This window comes from Sorangiineae bacterium MSr12523, from assembly GCA_037157775.1.
GTDB classification, from domain to species: domain Bacteria; phylum Myxococcota_A; class Polyangia; order Polyangiales; family Polyangiaceae; genus Pendulispora; species Pendulispora brunnea.
The window spans coordinates 10,028,536-10,041,100 of the sequence record CP089982.1; the positions used below are offsets into that span (position 1 = coordinate 10,028,536).

General features: G+C 65.9%; 12 protein-coding genes. 4 read left to right on the top strand and 8 right to left on the bottom strand.

All coding sequences use genetic code 11. From position 1 onward, the window contains the following. Positions 1 to 3 precede the first annotated feature (3 nt). From LZC95_39240 to LZC95_39255, 4 genes are all read right to left on the bottom strand, one after another. Complete coding sequence (locus LZC95_39240; GenBank protein WXA92473.1) at positions 4 to 282, bottom strand: DUF1844 domain-containing protein; 279 nt, start codon at positions 280 to 282, stop codon at positions 4 to 6. Continuing rightward, a complete protein-coding gene (locus LZC95_39245; protein ID WXA92474.1) occupies positions 279 to 956 on the bottom strand; it encodes a hypothetical protein in 678 nt (225 codons plus the stop codon). Before LZC95_39245 ends, LZC95_39240 begins: the two co-directional genes overlap by 4 nt. Positions 957 to 1,101: 145 nt before the next feature. Next, complete coding sequence (locus LZC95_39250; protein ID WXA92475.1) at positions 1,102 to 1,719, bottom strand: peptidylprolyl isomerase; 618 nt, start codon at positions 1,717 to 1,719, stop codon at positions 1,102 to 1,104. An 83-nt stretch (positions 1,720 to 1,802) separates the two neighbouring features. Further along, the gene (locus tag LZC95_39255) at positions 1,803 to 3,797 is read right to left on the bottom strand and encodes a 3-isopropylmalate dehydratase (GenBank protein WXA92476.1); all 1,995 of its coding nucleotides are present in this window, start codon (positions 3,795 to 3,797) and stop codon (positions 1,803 to 1,805) included. Here LZC95_39255 and LZC95_39260 point away from each other — a divergent pair. Next, positions 3,796 to 4,740, top strand: coding sequence for a glycosyltransferase family 4 protein (locus LZC95_39260; protein WXA92477.1), 945 nt, complete (start codon positions 3,796 to 3,798; stop codon positions 4,738 to 4,740). The two genes, LZC95_39255 and LZC95_39260, sit on opposite strands and share 2 nt — an antisense overlap. Here LZC95_39260 and LZC95_39265 read toward each other — a convergent pair. From LZC95_39265 to ftsA, 3 genes are all read right to left on the bottom strand, one after another. Beyond that, positions 4,718 to 5,434 (bottom strand): C39 family peptidase, encoded by a 717-nt coding sequence (locus LZC95_39265; GenBank protein ID WXA92478.1) that lies wholly within the window; start codon positions 5,432 to 5,434, stop codon positions 4,718 to 4,720. The genes LZC95_39260 and LZC95_39265 overlap by 23 nt on opposite strands. A 101-nt stretch (positions 5,435 to 5,535) precedes the next feature. Beyond that, the gene (gene ftsZ / locus LZC95_39270) at positions 5,536 to 6,888 is read right to left on the bottom strand and encodes a cell division protein FtsZ (GenBank protein WXA92479.1); all 1,353 of its coding nucleotides are present in this window, start codon (positions 6,886 to 6,888) and stop codon (positions 5,536 to 5,538) included. A gap of 175 nt (positions 6,889 to 7,063) precedes the next feature. Beyond that, complete coding sequence (gene ftsA / locus LZC95_39275; GenBank protein WXA92480.1) at positions 7,064 to 8,365, bottom strand: cell division protein FtsA; 1,302 nt, start codon at positions 8,363 to 8,365, stop codon at positions 7,064 to 7,066. Positions 8,366 to 8,449: 84 nt separating this feature from the next. Between ftsA and LZC95_39280 the strand changes: the two genes are divergently transcribed. The 3 genes from LZC95_39280 (at position 8,450) to LZC95_39290 (ending at position 11,668) form a co-directional block, all read left to right on the top strand. Then, complete coding sequence (locus LZC95_39280; GenBank protein WXA92481.1) at positions 8,450 to 9,175, top strand: hypothetical protein; 726 nt, start codon at positions 8,450 to 8,452, stop codon at positions 9,173 to 9,175. Between the two features lie 13 nt (positions 9,176 to 9,188). After that, a complete protein-coding gene (locus tag LZC95_39285; GenBank protein ID WXA92482.1) occupies positions 9,189 to 11,183 on the top strand; it encodes a dipeptidyl peptidase 3 in 1,995 nt (664 codons plus the stop codon). 161 nt (positions 11,184 to 11,344) lie between these two features. Continuing rightward, positions 11,345 to 11,668: a hypothetical protein gene (locus LZC95_39290; GenBank protein WXA92483.1), complete on the top strand. Its 324-nt coding sequence runs from the start codon at positions 11,345 to 11,347 to the stop codon at positions 11,666 to 11,668. A 4-nt stretch (positions 11,669 to 11,672) separates the two neighbouring features. Here LZC95_39290 and LZC95_39295 read toward each other — a convergent pair whose 3' ends face one another. Continuing rightward, complete coding sequence (locus tag LZC95_39295; GenBank protein ID WXA92484.1) at positions 11,673 to 12,557, bottom strand: PAS domain-containing protein; 885 nt, start codon at positions 12,555 to 12,557, stop codon at positions 11,673 to 11,675. Positions 12,558 to 12,565: the final 8 nt, after the last annotated feature.

Consider the following 12,565-nt stretch of genomic DNA (forward strand, 5'->3'; position numbering starts at 1 on the left):
GTTTTAGCCTTTCGTTTTGGTGAGCTCCACGTACCGCATGCGCAAATCAAAGAGAATCTGATGGAGGAGACGCTCTTCGTCTCCCGTGAGATTCCCTTTGGTCTTCTCTTCGAGAAGGGCAATGAGGTCGATGGTCTGCCGCGCGAGCGGAAGGTTCTTTTCGAGCCGGTTCGTGTCGGGATGCGGCGCCTCTCCGAGGTGGAGAAGCGCCGAATGGCTGAGCGACAGCACGAACGTCGAAAAGTCGATGCTCGGCAGTTCCTCCGGCGGCTTCTGGCTCACGGTTCCTCGCTGGCTTGATCGGGCGGCGGCTCCGGGGCTTCCTCGTCCTCGTCGTCGTCTTCCTCGTCACTGGAGGCTTCTTCCGCCGCAACGGGCGCGGGCGCAGGCGGCGCCTCGACCGGCGCGGCAGCAGCAACGGGCGCGGGCGCCGGGGCGGACGGCTCGGCGGCGACGACCGGCGCCACCTCTTCGAAGGCCGGCGCGGGGGCAGCCGGCGGCGGGGGCGGCGGTTCCGGGGCAGCAACGGCCGCGGGCGGCGGGGCCGGAGGCGGCGCAACCGGCGCAACCGGCGCTGGGGGCGCGACGACCGGCGCAGGGGCCACGGGAGCGGCGGCCACCGGCGCGGGGGCCGGAGGCGCAGCCACGACGGGCGGCGGCGCAGGGGGAGGCGGCGGGGCCGGGGGAGCGGCAACGCGCGTGCTCTCGGGGGCAGGCGGCGGCGGGACGGGGCGCTCGGCGGGGGGAGGAGGCGGCGCCACGAACGAAGGCGGCGGGGGCGGCTCGGCGGCGAGTGCCGGCTGCGAAAGGGAAATGGGCTCCGCGAGATCGGACACGTCCGGCAAGCCGGCGCGCTGCTTCTCGATGTCCTTGTCGGTCAGAACGCCGCTGCGAAGGTTGCGCTCTCGAACGCGAATGTCCCAATCCCAAGAGTTGATGACTTTGTTATTGCTCATGAGTTCCCCTAAAAGCGAGGCCTGTCCAAACAACGAATCCGGTTGCCGATTTATGCCGGCCCGGAGCTTTCACCCGGCGTTTTGCGCCCTCTGTAACCTGCCCGTGTAACCTGGCCGTGTAACGGGCCAGTGTAACCAGCTTCGGTCACGAGGGCTTCTCGTCCTCTTCTTCTTCGTCTTCCTCTTCGTCGAGGTCGTCGTCGTCCTCGTCTTCCAAATCTTCGTCGTCTTCGTCGTGATCGTGGTCGCAGTCTGGACCGTGCTCGTGATCGTCGTCGTCTTCTTCCTGCTCGGCGCGCGCCTGCTCGATTTCCTCGGGCGTGGCATCACGCACCTCTTCGACCTTGATCGAATAGTGCAGGTCGACCCCCGCGAGCGGGTGGTTCGCGTCGACGCGGACGACGTCTTTCTGAATCTCGACGACGCGCATCGCAAGCTCTTCGCCCTCGCCGAACTCCGCGACGAATTCGTCCCCAAGCTCGATGGCCGCCGGATCGGGGAACTCGGTGCGATCGATGATCAGCACCAGATCCTCGTCACGCTCGCCGAAGCCTTCGTCGGCGGGGATGACAATCTCCTTGGCGTCCCCCGCCTTGAGGCCCTCGAGCGCAGCCTCCAGTCCCGGAACGAGGGTCCCGTAGCCGTGAACGTATTGAATTGGCTCGCCACCTTCGACGGAGCTGCCGTCGATGACGACTCCCTCGGGGGTTTTGAGGGTGTAGGCCACCGTCGCGTAGCTGTTGGCCTGGATCGTCGCTGCCATTGGGGCGGACTCGTAGCGTAAAGTAGTCCACCCCGCCAGAGGTTTCGGGCCGCGGGGCCCGGGCGAGCGGTGTCTAGAGGAGACTAAACGGCCTTCAGGGAGGCCGCGATCTCAGCCGGGTGAACGATATGACCTGCGATGGCGCTCGCGGCAACGACCAATGGGCTTGCAAGATACACCTTTCCGGGACCGCTTCGTCCGGGAAAATTCCGATTCTGGGAGCTCACGGTGACTTGGTCGGGCGAATCGCTGACGCCGGGCCCGGCTTTGATGCAGGCGCCGCACGAGGGGTCGACCAATTCCGCACCGGCCCGGTGGAAGATGTCCAGGTACCCGCGTGATTCGGCGTAGCGGCGGATGTCCTGCGATCCGAACTGGATGTACAGGTGCACGCCATCGGCGACGCGCTTGCCCTGCTCCACCGCGGATTGGAGCACGGTGGCGTACATGTCCATATCGGCCTTTTTGCCGCCGGTGCACGAGCCGCCGTAGGCAATGTCGATTTTCACGTTGGATGATGGCGACAGGGAATCGATGGGGATGCCATTGCGTGGGTCGCCCGGGGTGGCGACCATCGGCGTGAGGGCCCCGAGGTCGATGTCGAAGGTGGCCACGTAGCTCGCGCCGGGATCGGCACGCACGATGCGCGCGCGAACGCTGTCGGCGTCGAGGCCGCGCTGGGCGACCAAATAATCGACGACCACCTCATCGGCCTCGATGATGCCCGTGAAGCCGCCCGCCTCGACGGCCATGTTGGTGAGGGTGGCGCGTTCGTCCAGCGGCATGGCGGCGATGCCATCGCCGGCAAACTCGAGAACCTTGCCGATGCCCTGGCCGGTCTTGAAGAAGGGCTGGCTCAGGATGTGGAGCATGACGTCTTTGGCGCAGACGCCCGAGGGCAAGGCGCCGCGAAGCACGAAACGCGCGGTCTCGGGCACGGTGACCCGGATGTCCTTGGTGAACCACGCGTTGGCCATATCGGTGGAGCCCACGCCGAAGGCGAAGCATCCGAGGGCGCCGGCCATGCACGTGTGCGAGTCCGTCCCGGCGACGAGCTGCCCGGGAAGCGCAATCTCCTCGATGACCTTGTTGTGGCAGATGGCGTCGGAGCCCACGAGCTTTCCGTCGCGCTGCACCTCGCCGTAGAGCTTCACGTGGTGGCGACGGCTGAATTCCTCTTGCACCGTCGCGAGCTCGCGGGCCTGGGCGTCGAGGCCCATGTCGCGGTGGGCCTTGGACATGACCCGATCGAGGAACGTGAGGTGATCGCGGAAGGCGAAGACGCTCTCGGGGTCTTTGACCTTGGCCTCGTCGCCGAGCTCCGCGCGGAAGATGGCGTCGGCCATGGGCGTCACGTACTCGTGCGAAAAGCGCACGTCGGTGCGCGCGAAGAAGGCGTCGCCGGGTTTCACGGCGGGCACGCCCACGGTGCCGCGGCTCGCGTCCACGATGGCGTGGGCGGCGAGGATCTTTTCCGCGAGGGTCATGGGCCGCGGGGCCGTGGTGATGGCGGGCGGCGTGGTGCGGCCGGCCATGCGCGCGCGGTTGTAGGCGAAGAGGCCTCCGTGTTCGACGACGGCGGCGCTGATGGCATCGAGCCCGCGGGTGAACTCCTCCATGGGAATGGCCTCACCGCGGGCGATGCGCGGGATCAGGCCGAAGTCGGTGCTGGTGAGAAGGCCGATGTTTTGCGCATTCTGGCGGTAAATCTTCTCGATGCTCTTGGCGATGACGAGCTTCACGCCGGACTTGAGCTCACTGTAGGGCGCCGTCTCGCGCGAGGAGCCGCAGCCCTTGGAGATGCCGCTGACGATGACGCCAAAGCCGCCGTTCTTGATGTGATCGCGCTGCACGACGCCGCCGCGAAGGCCGACCAGGCAATAGCGCGCCAGGGTTTCGTCGTAGTAGTAGCAAACCCATCCCGGGGTCAGCTCGTCGGTGGAGATGTTGCCGAGGAGCGCGCGTTCGGGATCCCACGCGAGCTCTTCGCCGGCGAGCTGGGCCGCGAGAAGCGCCGGATCTTCGGTGAGCTGGAGGATTTTGCCTTCGATGCGAACCGTTTGGGCATCCGAGACCATGCCTACAGATCTAGCATCGTCGCCGCCGCACGTGACCCGGGTCGCCATCGTGACAACCAGTTATCCGCGCAACGACGATGACGCGTCAGGGCATTTCGTGCGCGCCGAGGTGGAGCAGCTGCGACGCGCCGGCGCCACGGTGGAGGTCTTCGTTCCGCGGGGGCCCGCCTTTGGTTGGCCCGGCGTGGCGGCCCGCCTTCGCGAGCGGCCGTGGCGTGCCATCGCCGTACCCTTCGCCATGGCGCAAATCGCGGGTGCGCTTCGCGCGGCGGGCCGCTTCGATCGGACGATTGCGCATTTCGTCGTTCCCAGCGGGCTGCTCGCGCTTTCGGCGAAGCACCGCGGGGAGCTGGAGCTCGTGTCGCACGGAGGTGACGTCCGGCTCTTGGTGGCGCTTCCGGGCGCGGTGCGGCGGCATGCGGTGCGGGCGATGCTGCGGCATGCGCGGGTGTGGCGCTTTCCGTCGGAGGCCCTGCGACGCGATCTCTCGTCCGCACTGGACCAGGAGGAGCAGCGGGCACTCGAGCCCATCGCTCGCGTCGTGGCCCCGCCCTTCGAGATGCCCGCGATTCCCCCGTGGGATCCCGCAGGCCCCAACCCCAAAAACCTCCCCGCCTCCCCGTCTCCCTGTTCAATTCTCTGGGTCTGCGCCGCGCGCCTCGTTCCGAGCAAGCGAATCGATCGCGCCATCGAGCACGCGGCGGCGCATGGGGTGAGGCTCGTGGTGGTGGGCGATGGGCCGGAGCAGGCGCGGTTGGAAACGTTGGCGCGCGCGTGCGGTGGCCAGGTGCACTTCGTTGGCCGCAAGCCACGCCGCGAAACGCTGGCATGGATCGCGGCGGCCGACGCGCTCGTTCATGCATCGGAGGCCGAGGGACTCTCCACCGTGGTGCGGGAGGCAGAGGCCCTCGGCACGCCGGTCATTTGCCTGAATAATACGTGATGGCCTGACGACCCAGCTGCTCCCAGGCCTCGCGGAAGTTCTTCCGATTGAGGCGCTTGTTCTTGCCATTGCTCGGATCGAGCGGGTCGTTGATGTAGACATTGTTCGCGTCGAAGCCCGTGATGACCACGGAGTGTTCCTCCCAGGTAATCCGGATATCGCCCGTGCGCGTGTGCCATGTCTCGAATTCGGAGTCGGCGAGCTTCCTCCAGAGCGCGTTGTTGATGACCCACACCGGCCGTCCCCTCGCCACGTGCTTCGTGAGGAGCGTGTCGAAGTTCGCCCCCGTCAGGTCCACAATCTCGTTGGGCAAATACCGCTCGGCAAGGCGCGCCACCGGACCGTGGTAAACGCCATATCCGGGCTTCTCGAAAGTATACATGTCGCCGACGAAACCGTCGTACGGATTCCCATGGAAGCCGTCTTCCAAGTAGGGAACCTTTTCGACCTGCTCCGCCAAGGTCATTTTGTCGGCACCGTCGATGCCGGCATATCGAAGCAGCATGGTCAGCGCGGTCACCTCACAGCCGCGCGGCAACTCGGGATTCTGTGCGACGTACGGCACGTCGAGCACGAACGCAGCTTGCGCCTGCGATTCCTGCACGCCCGTTTCCGGCTCGGCGCTCTCCGTCGCGCAGCCGATTGGGGAACAACCTAAAACGATACCCACGAGTAGCGTGAACTTGGTGCGCATACACGCTCGGTAGCACGCGATAAAAAACGGGCCGAGCTGCAAAGAATCTGCAGCCGGCCCGTGATTTCCATTTGCCGTGTTGGCGTGATTGTGTGGCGCGATTAGCCGCCGTGCTTACGCTGGAAGGCGGGCACGTCCCAATCCGTCTCGAAGGCGGGGAAGCTCGAGCTGCGCTCGGCGCGACCGCGCGACTCGGGCACTTCGGCCCAGCGCGCATCACGACGGGTATCGGGCTGCTCGCGCATCGGCAGACGGCTTTGCTGGCCCGCGGAGGGCTGCGTCTGCGCGTACTGCGGAGCGGGCGCGCGGCGCGAGACCGCGGGCACGTGCTGCTGCGGCTCGGGGTAGGCGGGCGCCTGCGGGCGCATCGTCGGATAGGCCGGCGCGCGCATGTTGTAGCTCGAGTCGCGCAGCTGGTGCGTCGGAATGGGCTGCGGCGTGGAAAGCTGGCCGCGGGCGGCAGCTTCCTGCAGGAGCACGCGATCGGCCACGTCGAAGCCGGTGGCGATGACCGTGACCTTGACGTTCTCGCCGAGCGACTCGTCGATGCTCGAACCGAAGATGATATTCGCGTCCTCGTGCGCCTGCTCTTGCACGAGCGAGGCCGCCTCCTGGATTTCGCGCATCTTCAGGTCGGGACCGCCGACGATGTTGATCAGGATTCCCGTCGCGCCCTCGACGGAAATATCGTCGAGCAGCGGTGAGGTAATGGCCATTTCGGCGGCCATGCGGGCGCGATTTTGCCCCTTGGCGATGCCGGTACCCATGAGGGCGCGACCGCGCTCGCTCATCACGGTCTTCACGTCGGCAAAGTCGACGTTGACGATACCGTTTTGGGTAATCAAATCGCTAATACCTTTGACGGCTTGATAAAGAACTTCATCGGCCTTGCGGAATGCATCGATGAAGGTAAGATCTTCGTCGCCCAGCAAAAGCAATTTCTGATTCGGAATCGTAATCAGCGTATCGACGTGCTCGGCCAGCCCGGAAAGGCCGACTTCCGCACGGCGGGCGCGCTGGCGTCCCTCGAAGAGGAACGGCTTGGTCACCACACCGACGGTCAGCGCACCTTCCTCACGCGCAAGCTGCGCGATGACCGGGGCTGCGCCCGTGCCGGTGCCGCCGCCCATGCCGGCGGTGACGAAAACCATGTCGGCGCCGCTGATCAATTCCTTGATCCGCTGCACGTCCTCCAGCGCGGCTTTGCGCCCGCGCTCGGGGTCTGCACCGGCACCGAGACCCTTGGTCACGTTGTTGCCGATGTTCAGCTTGGTGGGCGCGAAATTGGCGTTCAGCGCCTGCGCGTCGGTGTTCACCACGATGAACTCCACGCCCTCCAGGCCGAAGTTGATCATGGTGTTGACCGCGTTCCCGCCGGAGCCGCCGCAGCCGATGACTTTGATGCGCGCCTGGTACTCCTGCTGCTCGTCCGCGAACTCGATCGAGAAACTCATCGCCGTCCTCCCGTGGACCAACGCGGCCCTAGCGGTCTACCTTCATCTTTGGATCCGTCGAAAGACTTGCGATGGCCGAGCGCCTCTTCTCGTTCACCGCCGAATCCGTGATTTTTTCAATCTAAGGAATCAGTCGAACCGGGTACAAATTCTTGGTGCTTATTTATCGAACCACTTAGAAAGCCTGCTTGATCCACTCCCACAGCTTGGATTTCTCCGCGCGCGGGAGGGTCATGACGGCCGCGTCCTTGGCCGGTTTGCTGGCGCCAGACTGCACGCGCATCATCGATTGCGCCGGCGGCGACGCCTCGCGCACGGCGGCCTCGCTCATGACCTGGGCGCCGTATTTCACCAGGCCCACGCCCGTGGCGTATTGCGGACCGGCGATGAGCTGCGTGAGGCCGCGGACCCCGACGGGGTGGCCGATGCGAACCGGCATGCCCAGCACTTCTTCCGCGAACTCGGTCATTCCCTCGAGGAGGACCGCACCGCCGGTGAGAACCGCACCCGCGGAGAGCTGCTCGATGAGGCCCGTGTCCTCGATGCGCTTGCGCACGACGGCGAAAATTTCCTCGACGCGCGGCTCGACGATGTCCGAGAGGACGCGGCGGGCGACGCGGCGCGGGGGGTGCCCGCCCACGCCGGGGACTTCGATTTCCTCGTCGTCGGCGACCATGCGGCCGAGCGCGCAGCCCGAGAGCCGCTTGAGCCGGTCGGCTTCGGCCATCGGGGTGCGAAGGCCCGCGGCGATGTCGTTGGTGATGTTGTTGCCCCCGACGGGGATGACGCTGGTGTGCGCGATTCCGCCGTCGACGTAGAGAAGGATGTCCGTGGTGCCGCCGCCGATGTCGATGACCGCGGCGCCAATTTCCTTTTCGTCGTCCGAAAGCACCGATTCGGCGCTCGCGAGCGGCTCGAGGACCACGTCGGCCACGGCGAGGTTGCAGCGCTCGGCGCAGCGAATGACGTTTTGCACGCAGGTGGTGGCCGCCGTCACGAGATTGACCTTAACGCCGAGGCGCACGCCGCTCATCCCGATGGGATCGCGGATGCCGTCCTGGGTGTCGACGACGTACTCCCGGGGGAGCACGTGGAGGATCTGGCGATCGGCATCGACCGGGATGGCGCGGGCGCCTTCGAGGACGCGCTCCACGTCGGCGCGGGTGACCTCACCGCCGGCGATGGCGGCCACGCCGTCGGACACCATGGACCGAATGTGGCTTCCCGCGACGCCGGCGTACACCGTGCGGATTTCCACGCCGGCCATGGTCTGGGCGCTCTCGATGGCATCCTTGATGGATCGCACTGTCCAGTCGATGTTGGACACGATGCCCTTGCGCAGTCCGCGGCAGGGAACCGAGCCGACGCCGAGGATGGTGATCCCATCTTCGGCCACCTCGCCCACGACGGCGCATACCTTGGTGGTGCCGACGTCCAGCCCGACGACGATCTCTCCGTTGGAAAGCGGGGTGCTCATGACACCCCTGCTTCATCATGCCCGTCCGGTCTGGGCCAAATTTTTGGTCTGCCGGACATACGGGAAGAGCGTAAAAGGAGTGCGATGTCTCAGATAGCCCTTCTTCCCGAGCCGCCGCGCGGCTTCGAGTCCACGGCGAAGTATGCCATTCGGCCGCGCGAAAAGCGGGCGTTTCACTCGATTCTCGAGGCGAAACACGTGGTTGACACCGATCCGTCCCGCGGGAGCGTGGTGGAGCTGACGCAGGATGCCGACGGGGTGCTCTTCACGGCCAAGCAGCCCATCTTGCGCGGCCAACTCGAGGAGGAGATTCGGTTTTCGCGACGAAGCGGCGCGCTTTTGACCAAGTCGGTGTCGCGGCGGGTGCTCGGGAACGACGGGCGGTGCGTGCGCGAGGAGGAGGTCGCGGAATTCCACCACGACGCGATGCCGCTGCCGGAGGCGACGTACCCGGAGGTCACCCTTCCCTTCTGCCTGGGGTGGCTGCCGCTCGATGGGAAGCGGCGAAGCGTGTACGCGTGGATCAACGACCGGTTCGTGGCGAAGGTCTACGTCGAAACGGCGGGCCGCTCGCGGCTGTCGCTTCCCATCGGAACGCGCGATGCGGTCGAGGTGATCTTCTACCCGGACTTGAACGACTGGATCGCGCTGGGCAGCGTGCTCACGCGGCTGGCGAAGCCGTTCATTCCGAAATACTACATGTGGGTCGAGCCCGAGGCGCCGTACCGGCTCTTGCGCTTCGAGGGGCCGTATGGGCCGCCGGGGGCACCGGAAATTACCCTGGAACTCGCCTCCATTTCGGCGAAGTGATTCCATCGGGGACATGCGCCTTCTTGCAGCGGCCTCGCTGGTCGCGCTCGTAGCTTGTTCCCCAGCATCAGCCCCTCCTCCTGCCCCGGCACCGCGGGTGAGCGAAGTACCGCACGCGGCCGCGCAAGCGCCGAAGGCACCGACGTCGAAGTCCCTGGGGATGGTGGGGGACATCCAGGTGGCGTCGTATCCGCCGTCGGGGTTCGAGCGGCTTAGCGCGGAGCAGCGCGCGCTGGCGTACCACCTCGCGAGTGCGGCACTGGCGGGCGACGTGATTTTCACGATGCAGACATCGCGCTTCGCATGGCCCGCGCGGCAGGCGGTGCAGCGGATTTTGGCCAAGCGGGACAAGCTCGAGCCGGGGACGCGCGACAAGCTGCTCGAGTACCGGCGTTTTCTGTTCGTGCACCATGGGCTGCACGACAAATCGACGGGCGCGAAGTACACGCCGCCCATCGCGCGCGCGGAGTTCGAGAAGGCGGCGCGCGCAGCCGACGTGAGCGTGCCGGCGGAGCTTCTCGCGGCGATGTTCGACCCGAAGGTGCAGCCGGCGCAGGTGAACAAGTCGCCGGGCGTGGGGAAAGATCCCATCGCGGAGAGCGCGTCGAACCATTACGAGGGCATCACGAGCAAGGATCTGCACCTGTACGAGGAGCAGTACGAGCTCAATGGGCGTTTGGTGAAGCAAGGGGGCAAGGTCGTCGAGCAGGTGTACCGCTCCGGGGACGCGAAGACGCCGGCGGGGCTGGCCGCGCCCGAGTTGAAGCGCGTGATCGAGCACCTGCAGGCCGCGAGCGCGCTGGCGCCGGCGGCGCAGAAAGAGGCGCTGCGGCACCTGGTGAACTATCTCGCGACGGGAACGCCGGAGGAGTTTCGCAAGCACGACATCGCATGGGTCGCGCAGACGTTTCCCGTGGATTACATTTTGGGCTTCATCGAGGTGGCGCTGGACGTGCGCCAGCGCAAAGGAAGCTTCGAGGCCTTCGTGGCCATCGCCGATCCGCTGCACGATCCGCCGCTGCAGGCTTTGGCGCGGGAGGCGGCGTACTTCGAGCAAAAGCTGCCCACGCCGAAGGAGTACAAGCGCGACGTGTTCCGCGTGCCGGCGGCCGCCGCGGTAAGCGTGCTCGCGGCGACCGGTGAAGCGGGGTTCTTCACCTTCGGCGGGGTGAATCTGCCGAACTCGCAAGAGATGCGCGAGACGCACGGGTCGAAGAACTTCATCAACGAGAGCTCGCTCACCGTCTTTCGTGAGTTGCGCGATGCGAAGCTGCTCGACGAGTTCGTCGCGGCGGAGTCGCGCGCCGAAGTGCAGAGGTGTTTGCCGTACTTGGTCGATGCGGCGGTGGGCTTCCACGAGGTGACCGGCCACGGCTCGGGGAAGGTGAGCAGCACCTTGCAGGGCGACCCATCGAAGCTTTTGGCGCCCTACTACTCCGCGATGGAGGAAGGCCGGGCGAACTTGGTGGCGAATTACCTGATCGGCGATCCGAAGACGGTGCAGATCGGCCTTTTGCCCGACGCGGCATGCGCGCGCGTCTATCCCTCGCTCGAGGAGGCGATGACCTTGGAGTTTCTCTCCTGGGTGCCCGAAGGCGATCGCATCGAAGAAGATCACATGCAGGGCGCGTTCATTCGGCTGGGCATCTTCCTGGAAAAGGGCGTGACGAAGGTCGAAGAGCGCAACGGAAAGATCTTCTTCACCGTGAAGGACCCCGATGCCTGGCGCCGCGCCGCGGGCGAGCTCCTGACCGAGCACCAACGCATCAAGGCGACGGGCGACAAAGCCGCCATGGCCGCCTTGGTGGAGAAGTACGGAAGCCGCTTGAATACGACATGGCGCGATCAAGTCATCGCCCGCGTGAAGTCGCTCAACCTGCCCCGCGCGCTGGCCACGGTGCCTCCAGTGCTCACGCCGATTCGCGACGCGAAGGGCCAAGTGATCGACGCGAAGGCCGAGCAAGTGACGTCCCTCGATGCCTACCTCGACGTGCTCGAGGGTTCGTAGCGCCGCACGAACGGCGCTGTCTTGCCGCTGCCGTGTAGACGTGCTCGGATGGGGCGGTCATGGCCGCGCGCAAGAGCACCCCGAGCAAGAAGGCACCACGAAAGAAGGTGGCTTCCGTAAAAGAAGACGTCCTTCAGAAGGTTCTCCAAACCTACCACAACGTGGGGGTCATTCTGGAGGACGTGCGGTCCCAGCAAAAAGTGATGTTCGAGTACATGCAGGGAATGCAAGAGCGGATCGAGCGGATCGAGCAGCGCCTCGACCGGATCGAGCAGCGCCTCGACCGGATCGAGCAGCGCCTCGACCGGATCGAGCAGCGCCTCGACCTCGTGGAGCTCGCGGTCCGGCATCACTCGACGGAGATTCGTCAGCTGCAGGAAGACGTCCGCCAGTTGCGCAACGATTTCGAGCAGCGTGAAGATCGCGCCCGCATCGCGGCGCTCGAAGAGCGGGTGCAACGGCTCGAGGCGCGCCTGGCAGGCTGACGGGCTAACCTGCAAACGCGGCCATGGCCGAGGCGATGGCGTTTTTCAAGTTGGTGTGGCAGGCGATGTCGCCGAGGTCGGCGCCGATTTCGACGAGGGACTTGGCGACGTTGGGGCGGATGCCGCTCAGGATGACATTCGCGCCGAGGAGGCGCGTGGCGTGGGCGGCGCGGACGATCATCTCGGCGAGGGAGGCGGTGACCTCGGTGACGCCGGTCACGTCGATGATGGCCACCCGGGCCCGTTGATCGATGATGCCGGTGAGCAGCGATTCCGTGATGCGGTGAACGCGCGCTTCGTCGAGGGCGCCGATGAGGGGCATGACGACGATGGAATCGCTGATGGGAATCAACGGCGACGAGAGCTGCGCGAGCATCAGCGATTGCGCGCGGATCAATTCCTCCTGCCGGACGCGTTGCTCGATGGCATCTTTGCGATCCGTGATGTCGCGGGCCACGAAGACGACCGAGTCCTCCGTCATGGGTGACACGGAGCCCGAGAACCAGATGTTCCGGCCCTGAATCGGAAGCGCATACTCCTCGAGGTAGACGACCTGGCGCGTCTCCAATGCGCGCAAGATCGGCGGTAAAAACTGCGCCTCGGCCTCCGGGCCGATGGCTTCGCGGATGGTGCGGCCCACCAGGTCGATGGATGGCGCGTAGAGCAAATCCGGCCGCGTGGGTGCCACCTTCAGGTAACGACCTTCGCGATCGAGGACCAGGACCACGTCGGTCATCGCACGGAAGATCGCGAGGAGCTCGCGATCGGACGCGGTGAGAGCCGTTCCGGCGAGGCGCGCGATCTCGGCCTCTCGTTCACGAAGGCGACCCTCGAGCTCCGCGATACGGCGATGCAACCGCGCCGTTTCGCTGTCGGAAGAGTGATCCATCGGGTGGC

What these genes read in the sequence shown, in the direction of transcription:
- LZC95_39285 (WXA92482.1), top strand. Translation starts at nt 9,189, where the DNA reads ATGCGCCTTCTTGCAGCGGCCTCGCTGGTCGCGCTCGTAGCTTGTTCC.
- LZC95_39265 (WXA92478.1), bottom strand. Translation starts at nt 5,434, where the DNA reads ATGCGCACCAAGTTCACGCTACTCGTGGGTATCGTTTTAGGTTGTTCC.
- LZC95_39255 (WXA92476.1), bottom strand. Translation starts at nt 3,797, where the DNA reads ATGGTCTCGGATGCCCAAACGGTTCGCATCGAAGGCAAAATCCTCCAG.
- ftsZ (WXA92479.1), bottom strand. Translation starts at nt 6,888, where the DNA reads ATGAGTTTCTCGATCGAGTTCGCGGACGAGCAGCAGGAGTACCAGGCG.
- LZC95_39250 (WXA92475.1), bottom strand. Translation starts at nt 1,719, where the DNA reads ATGGCAGCGACGATCCAGGCCAACAGCTACGCGACGGTGGCCTACACC.
- LZC95_39245 (WXA92474.1), bottom strand. Translation starts at nt 956, where the DNA reads ATGAGCAATAACAAAGTCATCAACTCTTGGGATTGGGACATTCGCGTT.
- LZC95_39280 (WXA92481.1), top strand. Translation starts at nt 8,450, where the DNA reads ATGTCTCAGATAGCCCTTCTTCCCGAGCCGCCGCGCGGCTTCGAGTCC.
- LZC95_39260 (WXA92477.1), top strand. Translation starts at nt 3,796, where the DNA reads ATGCCTACAGATCTAGCATCGTCGCCGCCGCACGTGACCCGGGTCGCC.
- LZC95_39295 (WXA92484.1), bottom strand. Translation starts at nt 12,557, where the DNA reads ATGGATCACTCTTCCGACAGCGAAACGGCGCGGTTGCATCGCCGTATC.
- ftsA (WXA92480.1), bottom strand. Translation starts at nt 8,365, where the DNA reads ATGAGCACCCCGCTTTCCAACGGAGAGATCGTCGTCGGGCTGGACGTC.